Origin of the sequence: Anaerococcus lactolyticus S7-1-13, assembly GCF_000758765.1 — a bacterium.
GTDB lineage: Bacteria > Bacillota > Clostridia > Tissierellales > Peptoniphilaceae > Anaerococcus > Anaerococcus lactolyticus.
On the sequence record NZ_JRMW01000043.1, the window covers coordinates 46,775 to 63,262 of the forward strand.

The following is a 16,488-nucleotide window of genomic DNA, read 5'->3' on the forward strand; positions in this document are numbered from 1 at the left end:
ATATCAAAACTAAAATAAGTAAAAACTATTAAAAAAAACATAGCAAACAAGACTCCTTGACCTGAACCCGTAAACACGGAATAATCTAATAATATTTTAAGCGGAATGTAATCTGTACATAACAGGAGACATTCCGTTTAATTTTATCTTAATCCTATCCTCATTGTACCATTTGATATATTTTTCTATCTCACTAACTAATTCATCATAACTTTTAAATTCCACACCATAATACATTTCTTGTTTTAATATCCCAAAGAAGTTCTCCATTGGGGAATTGTCTAGACATGAGTATTTTCTTGATCTAGTTTTGAATTTATCGCATAGCAAGGATTCTTCTCTCATTATTCTTAAGACTTTTTTATGATTAATATTAAAGCCTTTATTTTTTAATACCATAGTTACTCTTCTGTAGCCATATCGACCTTTTGAAGCTTCTGTTATGGTTTTAATTTCATTTTTAACTTCTTTGTCTTTATCTACTGGACTTTCTAATTTTATCTTCCATTCATAGTAGGATGATTTTGGTAACTTAGCTATTTCTATCCATTCACTTATTTTACTTTGTGGATATTCTCTTATTAAGTTGAGGATTATCTTTGTCTTTTCCTTGTTTCTGTTTCCTCTTCCAGGAGCAAGGCTTGTAACTTTTTTTCGTAGATTATCTTCATTTTGAGAAGTCTATTTTCTTCTCTTAATCTTATTAACTCTTCTCTTTCACTTTCATTTATTGGAGTATTAGGTTTAAACTTCTTATTTGATTTGGTCATGTCTTTTTTAGGCCTTCCTCTGTTATCCTCTAGTCCAGATAAACCAAGCTGTCTATATGCTCTCTCCCAATTACATATTATTGATCTATTGCTTATATTAAAGTGCTCTGCGGTTTGTCTGAATGAGATATTATTGATTTGCCTATATTGTATTACAGATAGCTGAAATTCACTAGTGAATTTATCTTGATTTTGCTTTTTTGATAAGTTATCAAATCCACCTGATTGATATTTGATTATCCAGTTTTGTAATGTTCCTTCGGGTATATCGTATTTTTTAGCAATCATCGGACTGCCTCCAGATTCCCCTGATAAATATTCCATTACTAGTTTGATTTTAAATTCTTTTGTGTATTTTGGCATACAAAAACCCCTCCATCCGTATTCCGGATTTTGGGGTTCAGGTCATGAGGGCTGTTTTTTCTTTCTTTGCCCCAGAATGATATAATGTATTAGAAGATACGTATTGATTAATATATTCCCACATACGAGGCTTTTGAAAATTTTCAAAATTTATCCATACTGACCACTCAAGCCATGTGTAAGCCATAGCGTTGATACAAAAGATGTAAATTTAGAAATCCTGCATTTTGATGAGTTTATAAGCATTTTGTCTTCGATAAAGATGAAGAAGGATACGTCAAAAAGACTCAAAAAAACTACATTGACGTGAGTGTTGTTTTGCAACTGGTATGAGGAAACACAAAAAATATATTTAACTCATTTGGTACTTTCTATGAGAGTAGCTCAAAAGGCTGCTCTTTTTTTGCTTTTTACCCATTTTATATATACCTATACAAATATCTATAAACTCATATAAGATAAAGGTGTATAAATATAAAAAAATAGTTTAATCACAGCAATCACATTTTAAAGTTTGATGGTCGCAAGCTAAACCACGTACCTCGCTAGGAAGTTTTCCTTTGTATCTTTTGTAATAAATGGAAAATTTGCTATGGGATGTGTATCCTACAGATTCGGCTATTTCCTTTATAGGAAGTTTGGTATTTAAGAGTAGAGTTTCAGCTACATTCATTCTTTTTCTTTGAGTGTATTCTGTAATGCTTTGACCATATTTTTCTTTGAATAAATTTTTTAATTTTGTTCCACTCATTTTAGATATTTTTTCAAGGGTTTCTTGATTTACATTCATGGCGAAATGATCATCTAAAAATCTGGCTACATCTTCAAGTGCTTTATTATCATCAGATTCAATTTTATATTTTTTTCTATTTAAGTATGTGTCAATAACTATGCTTACCCGCTCATTTGCCTTGGCTTTAAAGAAAAAATCAGCGGCGGGGGCATCCATCTTACAATTTAGAATTTCCATAGCCACTTTTTCTAAAGATTTTGTAAGAATAATTTGATTCGGTTGAAGTAAAGCTGAATAAAATGATTCTGTATCTATATTGATAGCTGCTAGATGCTTTTCTAAGAGTTCTTTTTTAAAACCAATGGAAACAGCTAGATAATAACAGTTCTCATGTAATAAAAAAACAAAATCATCTCGTATATTATCAAAATCAAAAGTACATAATGAGTTCGCTGTAAGTGTTTGATATGGATTAAATTTTTCTCCGTTTGCGCTAACTATGTAGCTTGTGTATATCGACACATAGTCTGCCATACTATAGGTATTATTTTGAACTACTTCTTCACTGATATAAAAATCATGTATATCAATAATAAACCCATCTCCTTCATAAAACCAATATAGGCCTTCTCCATAAGTTGAGTCCTCTTTTTTCCAACAAAAAGTGTGCCCTGCACTTGAGTACTTCTTATTGTTTTTACATTCATCTACTTTCAAATAATCTTTTACAAAATCATAATATGTCATAATACACCTATCCCTTTTAGACAATGTTCCAATTAGCCTTATTAATTCAAAACTATTGTATTAGTAATTATAAGCGATGTATAATAAAAAAGCAATGATAGTTATTATCAATTAAGCGAATTTATATCTAAAATGGATATCAAAGAAAGGAGATATTATTATGAAGATTTACAAAAAACTATTTGCTTATGTGCAGGATAAAAAATATCTTGGTTTTTTAGCTATAGTCTTTTCTGCTATATCTGCTGTACTTACGGTATATGGATTTTATTTAATCTACAAATTTCTGGATAATTTAATAATTAATTCAGATTTATCTGGCGCAGAGAGCATAGCGCTAAAATCTGTCATCACACTAACAAGTGGAGCAATATTTTATTCTGTTTCAGGAACATGTTCTCACATACTAGGTTTTAGGCTTGAAACAAATTTAAGAAAAAGGGGGATAGACGGCTTAGAGAAAGCAAGTTTTAGGTTCTTTGACTTAAATCCATCTGGTCAAATAAGAAAGATCATAGATGACAACGCCGCGCAAACTCATCAGGTTGTAGCTCACATGATTCCCGATAGTTCTCAGGCAATAGTTACACCCGTACTTGTACTAGCACTCGGCTTTATAGTAAGTATAAGAGTTGGCATAACTTTGCTTGCTCTTACCATAATCGATGGCTTGATTTTAGGTGCAATGATGGGAGAGCAAGAATTTATGAAGATATACCAAGAAGCTCTATCTAAACTAAGTGCAGAGACTGTTGAATACGTAAGAGGAATGCAGGTAGTAAAGATATTTAGAGCAAATGTAGAGTCATTTAAAAGCTTTTACAAGGCGATAAAAGATTACTCAAAGTATGCTTATGATTATTCACTATCTTGTAAAAAACCCTATGTTTTGTATCAATGGTTATTTTTTGGTTTAATTGCAATTTTAATTATACCTATAGTTTATTTTATGACTAGCTTAGGCAGCGCCAAGGTGATTTTACTTGAGCTTATCATGATTTTATTCTTATCAGGAGTTCTCTTTGTTTCATTTATGAGGATAATGTGGTACGCTATGTATATTTCTCAAGGCAATTATGCAGTAGATACTTTAGAGGCGCTTTATAATGATATGCAAAAAGATAAATTGGTCCATGGCAATGTCAATAATTTTAAAAATTACAATATTGAGTTTGACAATGTTAGCTTTGCTTATAACGATAAAGCTGTCATTGAAAATTTATCCTTTAAATTAGAAGAAGGAAAGTCCTATGCGCTAGTCGGCTCATCTGGATCAGGCAAATCGACTGTAGCAAAACTTATATCAGGTTTTTACAATGTTAACGAAGGAAACATAAAGATAGGCGGGATTCCAATATCTGAATATTCTGACCAAGCCTTAATTAAAGCTATTTCCTTTGTTTTTCAAGATTCAAAATTATTCAAGAAGAGCATTTATGATAATGTTGCTTTAGCTAATAAAGGAGCGAGCAGAGATGACGTTATGAGAGCCTTAAAATTAGCAGGATGCGATTTGATACTAGACAAATTCCCAGAAAGAGAAAATACTATCATAGGTTCAAAAGGAGTTTATTTATCCGGTGGAGAAAAACAAAGGATTGCAATTGCTAGAGCAATTTTAAAGGATTCTAAAATTATTATTATGGATGAAGCTTCAGCATCTATTGACCCAGATAACGAGTTTGAATTGCAAAAAGCTTTTAAAAATCTGATGAAGGATAAAACAGTTATCATGATTGCACACAGACTATCTACAATTAAAGACCTTGATGAAGTTATTGTAATGGATAGTGGAAAAATTATAGAAAGAGGTTCTGACAAAGAATTAATGTCAAGTGATACAAAGTATAAGAGACTGCAAGATATGTTTAACAGTGCGAATGAATGGAGGGTTTTAAATGAAGGAGTTTTATAAAAAAAGATTTGCTCTTACAGATAAAGGAGCAAGAAATTTAAGTAAAGCAACACTGGCTTCATTTTTCGTTTATTGTATAAACATGCTTCCTGCGATATTACTAATGATTTTTGCTCAGGAAGTTTTGGAAAATATTGTTAAAAGCAAGGGATTTTATATAGCATTCTCAGTTTTTACCTTGATAGTAATGTATATTTTGCTTTCTATCGAATACGATAAATTATACAGCACAACCTATCAAGAAAGTGCGGACTTAAGAATAAGGACAGCGGAAAATTTATCAAAACTACCTCTATCATACTTTTCTAAACACGATATTTCAGACCTAGCACAGACAATCATGTCTGATATTGAAGGTATAGAGCATGCAATGAGCCACTCGATACCAAAAGTGGGCGGTATGGCACTCTTCTTCCCACTAATATCCATTATGATGCTAGTGAGCAATGTGAAGATGGGTTTAGCTGTAATTATACCAACGATATTAAGCTTTATATTTATACCCCTATCTAAAAAACATCAGGTTAAGGGACAAAAAAGATATTATGACGTCTTAAGAGAAAACTCAGAAAGCTTTCAAGAAAATATCGAGATGCAAATGGAGATCAAAGCCTATGGCTTATCAGAGGAAATGAAAGATAAGCTATATGAAAAAATGGATAAAAGTGAAAAAGTGCACTTAAAGACAGAGATAGGACTTATTTTAATTATGTCACTTTCATCAATTTTTAGCTTTATTTCCCTTGCTGTTGTGATATTTGTTGGCGTAAATCTAATTATTAATAAAGAGATAAGCCCTCTCTACCTTGTAGGTTATTTACTAGCGGCCATGAAGATAAAAGACGCTCTTGATGCATCTAAAGAGGGAATGATGGAGATATTTTATTTATCGCCTAAAATTGAAAGATTAAAAGAAATTCAAAATCAAGATTTACAAGAAGGCGATGACTATGAACTAAAAAAATTTGACATTGATTTAAAAGATGTTGAATTTGCCTACAATAAAGACACAAAAGTTTTAAATGGCGTAAGCTTTAAAGCTAAGCAGGGAGAGGTAACTGCTTTGGTAGGAGCAAGTGGCTGTGGCAAAACAACTATATTGAAACTTATATCAAGACTTTATGATTACGACGAGGGACAAATCTTAATCGATGGCAAAGATATAAAAGAAATATCAACAGAATCCCTTTTTGATAAGGTGTCTATTGTTTTCCAAGATGTAGTTCTATTTAATCAAAGCGTTATGGAAAATATTAGGATCGGAAAGCAAGATGCAAGTGACGAAGAAGTTAAAAGAGCAGCAAAACTTGCAAATTGCACAGATTTTATAGAAAAAATGGATAAGGGTTTCGATACAGTTATTGGTGAAAACGGTGCTGAACTATCAGGTGGAGAAAGACAAAGGTTATCAATAGCCAGAGCCTTCTTAAAAGATGCACCGATATTGATCTTAGACGAGATAGCAGCAAGCCTTGATGTTGACAATGAGAAAAAAATTCAAGAGTCTTTAAATAATTTAATTAAAGATAAAACTGTTGTCATCATTTCACACAGAATGAAATCCATAGAAAATGCAGACAAGATTGTAGTTCTTGAAAACGGAAAATTAGAAAGTGAAGGCAAGCATGAAGAGCTTTTACAAAAATCAAAAGTTTACATGAATTTAATAGAAAAAACAAAAATGGCAGAAGAATTTATTTATTAGGAGGATTAAAATGGATACTAAAAAATTAAAAGTAAAAGATTTAGTAAGTATCGGTGTTTTTGCCGTAATTTATTTCGTCTTGATGTTTGGTGTTGGCATGATGGGTATGATTCCAATATTGTTTTTAATATACCCAACAGTTTTAGGCATAATTGAAGGGCCTGTTCTTATGTTATTTATGACTAAAGTTCAAAAACCATGGGCCTTATTTATACTCGGTATGATATCACCTCTTGTGATGTTTGCTATGGGACATACTTATGTAGTTGCAGTCTTATCACTTATAGTAATGATAATAGCAGAATTAATTAGAAAGATTGGCAATTATAATTCATTTAAATACAATATGCTTTCTTATGCAATCTTCAGCACATGGATATGTAGCTCTTTAATGCAAATGCTTTTAGCTAAAGAAAAATATATTGAATTATCTATGATGATGGGAAAAGATTATGTTGATGCAATGGAAAAACTAATAACTTATCCTCACATGGCTTTAGTAGCCTTAGGTGCTTTCCTAGGAGGAATTATAGGGGCATATATAGGCAAGGCACTATTGAAAAAACACTTTGAAAAAGCAGGCATTGTATAATGCCTACCTTTTCTGCAAATTATCCCTTTAATCCAAATCCAATAAGTAAGTTATTAGTCGTATTTCTTACAGGTTTAACTGTTGTGCATAGCTTAAACATCAGTTTTGAGCTAGCGATTGTTTGTCTTATTGGTATTTTATTTTATTTGAATGGGTACAAAAAAACATTTTTTAAATGGATAATTTTATGCGCAATATTATATGCTTTACCTAATTTTATGGTGTTATCTAATATAAATCCAATAATTAAGATGTTTTTAAGCTTATTTATTATCTTCAGAATGTTTTTATTGCCATTTATGGCAGCTAGCTTTATGATAAAGACCTCTGATGTAGGCGCAATAATTTCATCAATGGATAAGCTTAAAATTTCAAAAAATCTTTCCATACCTATTGCGGTTATGTTTAGATTTTTCCCATCTTTCAAAGAAGAGAAGAAAAACATCAAAATGGCTATGAGGGTAAGGGGGATAAATTTTAAAAATCCAATCAAATATCTTGAGTACGTTTCAGTGCCACTATTAATTATTTCTTCAAACATTGCAGATGATATTGCAAAAGCGGCAGAAACAAAGGCAATAGAAAATCCAATTGCCAAGACTAGATATATTCCTGTAAAGATACAGACTATAGATTTTGTATATGTTTTAATTATAACTGGACTTATTGTTGGAGGCTTAATATGGTAGAAATAAAAAATTTAAGCCTTGATTATGGCAAAGACCATATAATAGATGATATATCACTATCCATAGCTGAGGGAGAGTGCGTGTTGTTTACAGGAAAAAGTGGAAGTGGTAAGTCATCTTTAATAAACTCAATCAATGGCTTAGCCGTAAGATATGATAACGCGAAGACAAAGAGCGAAATATTTATTGATGGTAATAATATAAAAGATTTGGAACTTTATCAAATTTCAATGCTTGTTTCAACTGTTTTTCAAAATCCTAAGACATATTTCTTTAATGTTAATACGACATTAGAATTATTGTTTTATTTAGAAAATATTGGACTTGCAAGAGAAGAGATGGACAGGCGTTTAAAGGACATGCTTGAAATTTTCCCTATAAAAAATCTTTTGAACAGAAATATATTTAACCTATCTGGCGGTGAAAAACAAATACTTTGTATTGCAGCTTCTTATATAGCAGGCACAAAGATTATTGTTATGGATGAGCCATCATCAAATTTGGATATTAAAAGTATAGGCGTTTTGACAAAGATGCTTAAAATACTAAAAGAAAAAGGCATAAGCATAATTGTAGCTGAGCACAGGATTTATTATTTGATGGATATAGTTGACCACATCTTTTTCATAGATAAGGGTAAGCTTAAAAAAACTTATACAAGAAATGAATTTTTAAAATTAGATACAAGAGACTTAAATAACTTAGCCTTAAGGGATAAGAAGCTAACTAAGTTGGAAGTACCTCATTTAAAAGGAGATGGAGAATATCAGATAAAAGATCTTTCCTACAAATTTACTGAGGATGAATATTTAAGTTTAAAAAATATTTCTTTTAAGCTTGGCAAAATTTATGGCATAATAGGCTCTAATGGACGAGGAAAGTCAACGCTCTTGAGATGTTTAATTGGTCTTGAGAAAAAATCAAAAGAAGAAATTTATTTTAAGGGAGAGAAACTGTCTAAGAAAGAAAGACTTAAAAACTCTTCACTTGTTATGCAAGACGTAAATCATCAGCTATTTACGGATGAGGTATTTAGCGAACTTAGTTTAGGAGTAAAAAATTTCAATAAAGAAAAGGCAAAAATCATTTTAAAAGATTTAGGTTTAGAAGAATTTATTGAAAGGCACCCTATGAGTTTATCAGGAGGACAAAAGCAAAGACTTGCGATAGCATCAGTTATGTGCAAAGATTCTACATTTGTTTATTGCGATGAACCTACAAGTGGTATGGATTATTCAAATATGGAAAAAATATCCAAACTTATTAAAAAATACAGAAATAAGGATAAAATAATTTTTATAGTTTCCCATGATATTGAGTTTTTGAATGAAGTAAGCGATGAAATATTTGAAATATAAAGATAGGGCTGGAAAACAAGTTTATGGAAGAGTTAATTACTTTGTAAATTAAAATAAAATTATGATAATTTTCATTTTAGAGGACCTATAACATAAAGCATAAGTCCTCCATTTTTATTTGATAATTTGTAAAATTAAATGCGACACTGTAATAAAATAGAAAACTCATACTAATTTCGTGTGAAATGTTAAAAAGGACAAAAATACACGGAGGTTAATGTGAGATATAAACATCTTACCATAAATGTGCGAAATATGATAGAGTCATTAAGTAAAGAGGGATATTCTTCTAAAAGAATAGCAAAAATTTTAGGTTTTCATCACTCAACAATATCTGGAGAATTAAAAAGCTGCGATAATGATTATGAAGCTATCTATGTCGAAAAAGATAAGATTGAAAAAACATCACTTAAAGGCAGAAAGGCAAAAGCAGATACCAATATCATAAAATCCATATCTGAAAACTCCATAATTAATGGTCTCCTGAGAAATAACAAACAGTAGATTGGAGTAAAAATTCAATGATAGTGCAATTGACAAACTAATTAAATCTTTACCTTTAGAAGTTTTAAAAACTTTAATATCTGACAGAAGCAGATGATTTGCTTGTTATAAATAAGGTGTTCTTCAAGTACTGCTTATAGAGAAATTTTTAGGAACAGGATTGGGAATCACAAGTTTAACTAACCTACAAGCTGCCATAAATAAACAAGCTTCTTTAGGATATAGCTTCATACTATGACAACCCCATCTTGTGGATCAAAGGGTTTTTCGGAGGAGACAAGATTCGAGCGACGATGGTCTTTGAAAGGATTGTTTAAATAAGAGTTTATTTCTATCCTTTAGTTTTTGATTTTTAGATCATATCTTTGAAAGTGATATCGAGCTTTTTAATAAAATCATCATGAAGACCTGGGTACTCTTTGCTATAATTACAATTTTGGGGGGGCTTAATTATCCTATGAATAATTAACCGTATATGGATACATTCTATATGCGGTTTTTGTCTGGGATATTTCGCCAAGCTTATCATTGAAAGGGAGAATAAAGAGAAATCACACTTTAAATAATGCAAAGTGATTGCTTTTTTTTGTTTTATGGGGTACTATTAAGTTTGGAAAAAAAGGGGTGAATAAAGTGATAATAGAAAAAATTATTGGAAATGTTTTTGAAATAAATGAAGAAAATTTAAAAATTAATTGGCTTAATATGCCTTACGACCATGCCCATAAGAAAATTCAAAGATTTGAATATGAGGGTTTGGACTTGGGTCTAAAACTTTCTGAAGAAGATAGACAAAGAGGTCTAAAGCATGGAGATATAATTTATAGAGAAAATAATGTAGTCTATGCTATCAATATAGAAGAGCTCGAATGCTTAAAGCTTTCTATGGATGAGGCTAAGAGCTTTGTCAACTTGGCATATATTATCGGCAATCGTCATGCAAAATTATACTGGTCAGAAGATGGCAAATCTCTAATTACGCCATACGAGAAGACTCTTGAAGAAATGCTAAATAACGTAGATGGTATAAAGATGGATAAGGTTATGGCAAAGTTATTGGCAAAAAACAACTTGATGGCAATTCTACCTCAAGGTCAAGTAGTTGATCATCATAGCCACGACCATGATCATGACCACGATCACGACCACCATCACCATCACGACCATGATCACCATCACCACCATGAATAGAAAAAAATATGAAGAAGAGCTCATCCTCCTTCAATTAAATGATAGTCAATTTCCTGTAGGTTCTTATTCTCATTCTTATGGACTTGAAAATTATATCCTAAAGAATTTGATTAAAGATTCCAAAGATACAAAAAAATACTTAATAAACTATTTAAAAACTAGCTTTTATTATAATGATTTTTTAGCTGTATATCTAGCTTATAATTATTATATAGAAGGAAAAAAAGATGAGCTTTTAAAGCTAAATATAAGATTACAGGCTCAAAAAAGCCAAAAAGAGTTAAGGGAAGCTTCAGAGAAGTTAGGCTCAAGACTTATATCTACAGTTCATAAGATGGACATAGCTATGCCACAAAAATACTATGACTATTTAGATTATCATAAGAAAAATGACATAATCATCCATCACGCAGTCGCCTATGCTCTAATTACAGCAAGTCTTGATATTGATTTGACCGCATCTCTTTTGAGTTTTGCCTTTAATATGGCACAGAATCTAGTGATTACAGCGGTTAAGACCGTACCTATTAGCCAGTTTGATGGGCAGAAAATCTTATATGAAATCTATGACTTGATAATTGATTTAGTTACAAAGATAGATAAATTGGATGAGGAGTATTATTTTACTTCCTATCCAGGTGTAGAAGTTGCTTCAATGCAACATGAAGTATTATATTCAAGACTTTATATGTCTTAGGGAGGCTTATGGATTACGTAAAAATCGGTGTCGCAGGCCCTGTTGGTTGCGGCAAGACACATTTAATAGAAAAACTAGTAGAAGAATTCAAAAAAGATTACAAGGTAGCAGTAGTTACTAATGATATATATACAGAAGAAGATGCAAACTACCTAAAAGATCAGGGGATTCTTGAAAGAGATAGGATAAGAGGAGTAGAAACTGGAGGATGTCCTCATACAGCTATAAGAGATGATGTTTCTATGAACCTTGAAGCTTGTGAGGATTTAGTCAGAAATTTTAAGGATATAGAAATGATCTTTATCGAAAGTGGTGGAGACAATCTATCAGCAACTTTTAGTCCTGACCTTGCAGATGCCACCATCTTTGTAATAGATGTAGCTGCAGGTGGGGATATACCAAGAAAAGGAGGCCCAGGAATTTTAAGATCAGACCTTCTTATCGTAAACAAAAAAGATTTAGCTCCTTATGTTGGCGTTGACCTTGAGGCTATGAGAAAGGATACCCTAGCCCAAAGAGGGGATCGTCCATTTATCTTTACTAATATCAAAAATGGCGATGGTCTTAATGAGGTATATGACTGGATAAGAAAGCAAGTCTTATTAGAAGATTTAAAATAATGAAAAAAACATACGCAAGAGCCAGCAGATTATATTTAGAGTTTGAAAATAAGGATGATACAACAATCCTAAAAGATATCTATAATTCGCCACCATTTCTACTTATGCATACATTTAAATATGGCGACTTTACCAAGGCTATGATTATGAGCTCAAGCCCAGGTATCCTGGAAGGCGATATGCAAGAAGAAAAGTTCTATGCAAAAAAGAATAGCAAGGTCTTGCTTTCTTCTCAATCATATGAAAAAGTTTATAAGATGAATGAGAATTCTTTCGCAAGTCGTAAGGTTGAAATTCGTGGGGAAGAAAAATCTGACTTTATTTTTAAACTTTTACCAATGATTCTCTACAAGGATGCAGATTTTAGGGAGGATATCAAGGTCGATTTAGAAAAAGATGCCAGGCTTATTTTTTCTAACTGCTTTGTAGCTGGTAGAATTGGCAGGGGAGAAAGCTTTGAATTTAAAAGCTACAAGACTAATCTAGATATAAACCTTGATGGCATGCTTATCTATACCGAAAAAAACCTCATAAGGCCAAGAGAACAAAATATAAATGAACTGGGTTTGATGGAAGGCTATGACCACTTTTTGTCAATGGTTGCTATAAATTTTTCCGATGAAAATAATATAGGCGAGATTCGCAATATAATTGATAAGCATAGTTTAAAGAGAGGACTAAAAGGTGGGGCAAGTTACAGCTTTAGAAATGATATTCAAATTAGGATTTTGGGCAAGATGGGCCAGGATTTAATAGAATGTGAAAAAGAAATAATAGATTATTTAATTGAAAAAGGGGGAAGGATATGCATTTAGTACCAAAAGATATTGAACGCTTGATGATATTTACAGCTGGAGAAGTTGCCAGAAAGCGTAAAGAACGTGGACTTAAATTAAACTATCCTGAAGCAGTCGCTCTAATCAGTGCCGAGCTTTATGAAATGGCTCGTGATGGCAAGACTGTTTCAGATTTGATGCAAGAAGGCAGGAAGATTCTAACAAGGGATGATGTCATGGAAGGTGTCCCTGAAATGATTAAGGATGTACAAATAGAAGCCACATTTCCTGATGGAACCAAGCTTGTAACAGTTCATCAACCAATAGTGTAGGAGGCAAAAATGATTCCAGGTGAAATTTTTTATAAAGATGATGATTTAATTTTAAATGAAGATTTCGAAGCTATTGAAATAAAAGTGACAAATACTGGAGATAGGGCCGTACAAATCGGTTCTCATTTTCATTTTTTTGAAGTGAATAGATTTTTGAAATTCGATCGTAGCATGGCCTTCGGCAAAAAGCTAGACATCCCTGCGGGAAATGCTATTAGATTTGAACCAGGTCAAACCCATAGGGTTAGATTAATTGATATTGGCGGAAATGGAAGGGTTATCGGTTTTAATGGGCTCACTAATGGTGTAGCCCATGATATAAAAAAAGATGAAGCCATGAAAAACCTAATTCAAAAAGGCTATGCTAATATCAATAGTGATGGGGAGGAATAGATGTCATTTAAAATCTCAAGAGAAAAATACGGGTCTATGTATGGGCCAACTACAGGCGATAAAGTTAGACTAGCAGATACAAATATTATAATAGAAATAGAAAAAGATTATGCAATTTATGGAGATGAATCAATCTTTGGTGGTGGTAAGACTGTAAGAGATGGTATGAACCAATCTTCAACTGCAAGCTATGCCTCAGGAACTTGCGATACAGTAATTACAAATGCGATTATCCTAGACTATACTGGTATTTACAAGGCAGATATAGGAATTAGGGATGGTATTATTACAGGAATAGGCAAGTCAGGTAACCCTGATATGAACGATAATGTCAACCCTGGTCTTGTAATAGGAGCAAGCACTGAAATAATCTCAGGTGAAAATAAAATCGTAACCGCTGGAGCAATTGACACCCACGTTCATTTTATATCAGCCGATCAAGCAAATACAGCCCTAGCAGGAGGAACTACTACCCTAATCGGAGGCGGAACAGGTCCTGCAGATGGAACAAATGCTACAACCTGTACTCCAGGCCCTAACCACTTAGAAGCTATGCTAAAATCAGTCGAAGGATATCCAGTAAATGTTGGACTATTAGGTAAGGGTAACTGCTCAAGCAAAGAGCCACTTTATGAACAAATAAAAGCAGGAGCTTGTGGACTAAAGATTCATGAAGACTGGGGAGCAACAAGAGCCGTTATAAATGCCAGCCTTGAAGTTGCTGATGAGTACGATATTGCAGTAGCCATCCATACCGACACCCTTAACGAAGGCGGTACAATCGAAGATACCCTAGATGCTATTGGTGGTAGAGCTATACATTTCTTCCATACTGAAGGAGCAGGAGGTGGACATGCACCAGATCAAATAGTTGCAGCAGGATTTAATAATGTATTTCCAGCATCAACAAATCCAACCATGCCTTTTACAATAAATACATCAGATGAGCACTTGGATATGGTTATGGTTTGCCACAATCTTGACAAAACCATAGAAGAAGATGTAGCCTTTGCTGACTCAAGGATTAGACCAGAAACAATAGCTGCAGAAGATGTCCTCCAAGACATGGGAGTATTCTCAATAATGTCTTCAGACTCTCAAGCCATGGGCAGGATTGGCGAAGTTGTTATGAGAACTTGGCAAACAGCCTCAAAGATGAAAGATCAACGTGGAGTCCTTAAAGAAGATAAAGCGAATAATAACGATAACTTTAGGGCTAAAAGATATGTAGCCAAATACACTATAAATCCAGCCATAGCCCACGGAGTATCTGAATATATTGGTTCAATCGAAGTCGGTAAACGTGCAGACTTAGTTCTTTGGGAGCCAAAATTCTTTGGAGTTCGCCCAAAACAAATCCTAAAAAATGGTCTAATAATAATGGCACCGTCAGGAGATCCAAACGCATCCATACCAACACCACAACCTGTAATATACAGAAGAATGTATGCGGCCATTGGTGGAGGAATCGGTAATTCTTGTTTTACCTTCGTCTCAAAAGCCTCCTATGAATCAGGCATAAAAGAAAAACTAGACCTAAAAAGAATGGTACTACCTGTTCATAATTGTAGAAACATCGGCAAAAAAGATATGAAACTAAATTCCGAAACTCCAAACATCAAGGTAGACCCAGAAACTTACGAAGTAACAATTGAAGGAAAGAAAATCACATGTGATCCAGTAGACAAGGTCGCCCTAGGTCAATTATATAACCTATTTTAAAATAAATATTAGAGCTTAACAAGAACCCCAAAATCCTTACTAGGGATGGAGGGGTTCTTTTATGCCCAAAAGCTCAAAAGAATCTAAAGTATAAATAGCTTAGAAAGATGATAAAAAAATATTTTTGGCATAGTATATATAAGCAGGCCGGCAACTCTATTGAGGTTAAGATTCTAATGGATGTTATTAAAGTGTTAATGTAGATTAGTGTAAATAATATTCTAAAAAGGATATAATAACTACAAACAGATCTTTTAAATACTAGTAGAATCTGTATGCTATTTTAAAGTAGGGGAATAAAATGAAGAAAAAATTTTTTAGAATCTTTTCAATTGTTATTATTTTACTAGCTCTAGTTTTTATTAGCAGAATATATAATGACCATAAGTATAAAGATAACAATGCTTTGAAATTTCCTGAATATTTTAAGGATGTTACTAATATAAGTCTATATCCTACAGATATTGATGGAGTTGATGTAACTTATGTGGATGAGGGTAGAATGCAAGGCTTTAGATTTGTACCTAAGGAAAAATCGCATAAGGGTCTTGTAATTTGTTTTGGAGGTTCTGAGGGAAGTCCAAATTTTGAGACTGCTAAAAGATTGGCTGAAGAGGGATATGAGACCTTTGCACTATTTATGTTTGGCATGAAGAACCAAGAACAAACTCTGAGAAAAATTCCCTTAGAACAATTTGAAGATGTTATAGGTTATATAAATAAAAATATAAAAGACAATAAACCGATAAGTGTTTTGGGAGCGTCAAAAGGGGCAGAATATGCCCTTAATTTGGCTAGCAAATATCCTGAAATAGATAATCTAATTTTGATGGCACCTTCATCTTATAATTTTGCTGGTCTAGATTTTAAAGATTATGGTTCATCATGGGCCTATAAAGGAGAGGAACTTCCATATATAGATATTAAAAAATCATCATTTAACTCATTTTTAAAAAATATTATTGTTCCAGCTATTATTAAAAGTCCTATTAGTTTTAAAGAAACTTATAATAGTGCAATAGAAAAAGACTCCTCAAGTCAAGAAAAACTAATACCAGTCAAAAATATTAAGGCAAATATATTAATGATAGCAGGCGAGGATGATTTGATGTGGGATAGCCTTGCCATGGCAAATAAAATAAAAGAACAAAACCCTAAGGCAAAGATTTATTCATATAAAGGAGCAGGGCATATATTTGCAGGCAATGGTATTTTAGATTTAGGGAAAATTAGAGTTGCAACAGGTGGAACAGCTGAAGGCAATGAAAAAGCAAGAAGTGAATCAAGAAAAGCTATTGATGCTTTCTTAAAAGAAAATCATAAATAATAAAATACTTGGGTATTTAAGGACGGTAGAAATTTAAAATCTATCGTCTTTTTT

17 protein-coding genes are annotated in these 16,488 nt (G+C 32.6%); 14 read left to right on the forward strand and 3 right to left on the reverse strand.

The features are described from left to right. Positions 1–96: 96 nt before the first annotated feature. The 3 genes from HMPREF1630_RS08240 to HMPREF1630_RS08250 all read right to left on the reverse strand — a co-directional run bounded on the left by HMPREF1630_RS08240 (position 97) and on the right by HMPREF1630_RS08250 (position 2,613). On the reverse strand, positions 97–597 hold the full coding sequence (locus tag HMPREF1630_RS08240) for an IS3 family transposase (RefSeq protein WP_331279828.1): 501 nt from the start codon (positions 595–597) through the stop codon (positions 97–99). After that, the gene (locus tag HMPREF1630_RS08245) at positions 594–1,133 is read right to left on the reverse strand and encodes a helix-turn-helix domain-containing protein (protein WP_037328693.1); all 540 of its coding nucleotides are present in this window, start codon (positions 1,131–1,133) and stop codon (positions 594–596) included. The genes HMPREF1630_RS08240 and HMPREF1630_RS08245 overlap by 4 nt, the downstream gene beginning before the upstream one ends. 487 nt (positions 1,134–1,620) lie before the next feature. Continuing rightward, complete coding sequence (locus HMPREF1630_RS08250) at positions 1,621–2,613, reverse strand: helix-turn-helix domain-containing protein (RefSeq protein ID WP_004827312.1); 993 nt, start codon at positions 2,611–2,613, stop codon at positions 1,621–1,623. 160 nt (positions 2,614–2,773) lie between these two features. On the opposite strand from HMPREF1630_RS08250, the gene HMPREF1630_RS08255 reads away from it, so the two are divergent. From HMPREF1630_RS08255 to HMPREF1630_RS08320, 14 genes are all read left to right on the forward strand, one after another. Then, positions 2,774–4,528 (forward strand): ABC transporter ATP-binding protein, encoded by a 1,755-nt coding sequence (locus HMPREF1630_RS08255; protein WP_037328696.1) that lies wholly within the window; start codon positions 2,774–2,776, stop codon positions 4,526–4,528. Then, positions 4,512–6,233 carry an ABC transporter ATP-binding protein gene (locus tag HMPREF1630_RS08260; protein ID WP_037328697.1) on the forward strand — a complete coding sequence of 574 codons (1,722 nt, stop codon included), beginning with the start codon at positions 4,512–4,514 and terminating at the stop codon, positions 6,231–6,233. The genes HMPREF1630_RS08255 and HMPREF1630_RS08260 overlap by 17 nt, the downstream gene beginning before the upstream one ends. Before the next feature lie 10 nt (positions 6,234–6,243). Next, entirely contained in the window at positions 6,244–6,825 is a 582-nt protein-coding gene (locus tag HMPREF1630_RS08265) for an MptD family putative ECF transporter S component (protein ID WP_004827315.1), read from the forward strand. Continuing rightward, positions 6,825–7,514 carry an energy-coupling factor transporter transmembrane component T family protein gene (locus tag HMPREF1630_RS08270; protein ID WP_037328698.1) on the forward strand — a complete coding sequence of 230 codons (690 nt, stop codon included), beginning with the start codon at positions 6,825–6,827 and terminating at the stop codon, positions 7,512–7,514. The genes HMPREF1630_RS08265 and HMPREF1630_RS08270 overlap by 1 nt, the downstream gene beginning before the upstream one ends. Beyond that, the gene (locus HMPREF1630_RS08275) at positions 7,508–8,872 is read left to right on the forward strand and encodes an ABC transporter ATP-binding protein (RefSeq protein ID WP_037328700.1); all 1,365 of its coding nucleotides are present in this window, start codon (positions 7,508–7,510) and stop codon (positions 8,870–8,872) included. The genes HMPREF1630_RS08270 and HMPREF1630_RS08275 overlap by 7 nt, the downstream gene beginning before the upstream one ends. Positions 8,873–9,091: 219 nt before the next feature. Continuing rightward, entirely contained in the window at positions 9,092–9,376 is a 285-nt protein-coding gene (locus HMPREF1630_RS08280; RefSeq protein ID WP_052039417.1) for a helix-turn-helix domain-containing protein, read from the forward strand. Between the two features lie 633 nt (positions 9,377–10,009). After that, entirely contained in the window at positions 10,010–10,567 is a 558-nt protein-coding gene (locus HMPREF1630_RS08285; protein WP_052039424.1) for an urease accessory protein UreE, read from the forward strand. After that, positions 10,560–11,264: an urease accessory protein UreF gene (locus tag HMPREF1630_RS08290; RefSeq protein WP_037328703.1), complete on the forward strand. Its 705-nt coding sequence runs from the start codon at positions 10,560–10,562 to the stop codon at positions 11,262–11,264. The genes HMPREF1630_RS08285 and HMPREF1630_RS08290 overlap by 8 nt, the downstream gene beginning before the upstream one ends. Positions 11,265–11,272: 8 nt before the next feature. After that, positions 11,273–11,884: an urease accessory protein UreG gene (gene ureG, locus HMPREF1630_RS08295; protein ID WP_037328704.1), complete on the forward strand. Its 612-nt coding sequence runs from the start codon at positions 11,273–11,275 to the stop codon at positions 11,882–11,884. Next, positions 11,884–12,699: an urease accessory protein UreD gene (locus HMPREF1630_RS08300; RefSeq protein ID WP_037328706.1), complete on the forward strand. Its 816-nt coding sequence runs from the start codon at positions 11,884–11,886 to the stop codon at positions 12,697–12,699. Before ureG ends, HMPREF1630_RS08300 begins: the two co-directional genes overlap by 1 nt. Further along, a complete protein-coding gene (gene ureA / locus HMPREF1630_RS08305) occupies positions 12,690–12,992 on the forward strand; it encodes an urease subunit gamma (RefSeq protein WP_004816472.1) in 303 nt (100 codons plus the stop codon). The genes HMPREF1630_RS08300 and ureA overlap by 10 nt, the downstream gene beginning before the upstream one ends. Before the next feature lie 9 nt (positions 12,993–13,001). After that, positions 13,002–13,385 (forward strand): urease subunit beta, encoded by a 384-nt coding sequence (gene ureB, locus HMPREF1630_RS08310; protein ID WP_037328709.1) that lies wholly within the window; start codon positions 13,002–13,004, stop codon positions 13,383–13,385. Beyond that, entirely contained in the window at positions 13,386–15,107 is a 1,722-nt protein-coding gene (gene ureC / locus HMPREF1630_RS08315; protein WP_037328712.1) for an urease subunit alpha, read from the forward strand. Between the two features lie 301 nt (positions 15,108–15,408). Then, positions 15,409–16,434, forward strand: a complete 1,026-nt coding sequence (locus tag HMPREF1630_RS08320) for an alpha/beta fold hydrolase (RefSeq protein WP_037328714.1) — start codon at positions 15,409–15,411, stop codon at positions 16,432–16,434. The last annotated feature ends 54 nt before the right edge of the window (positions 16,435–16,488 follow it).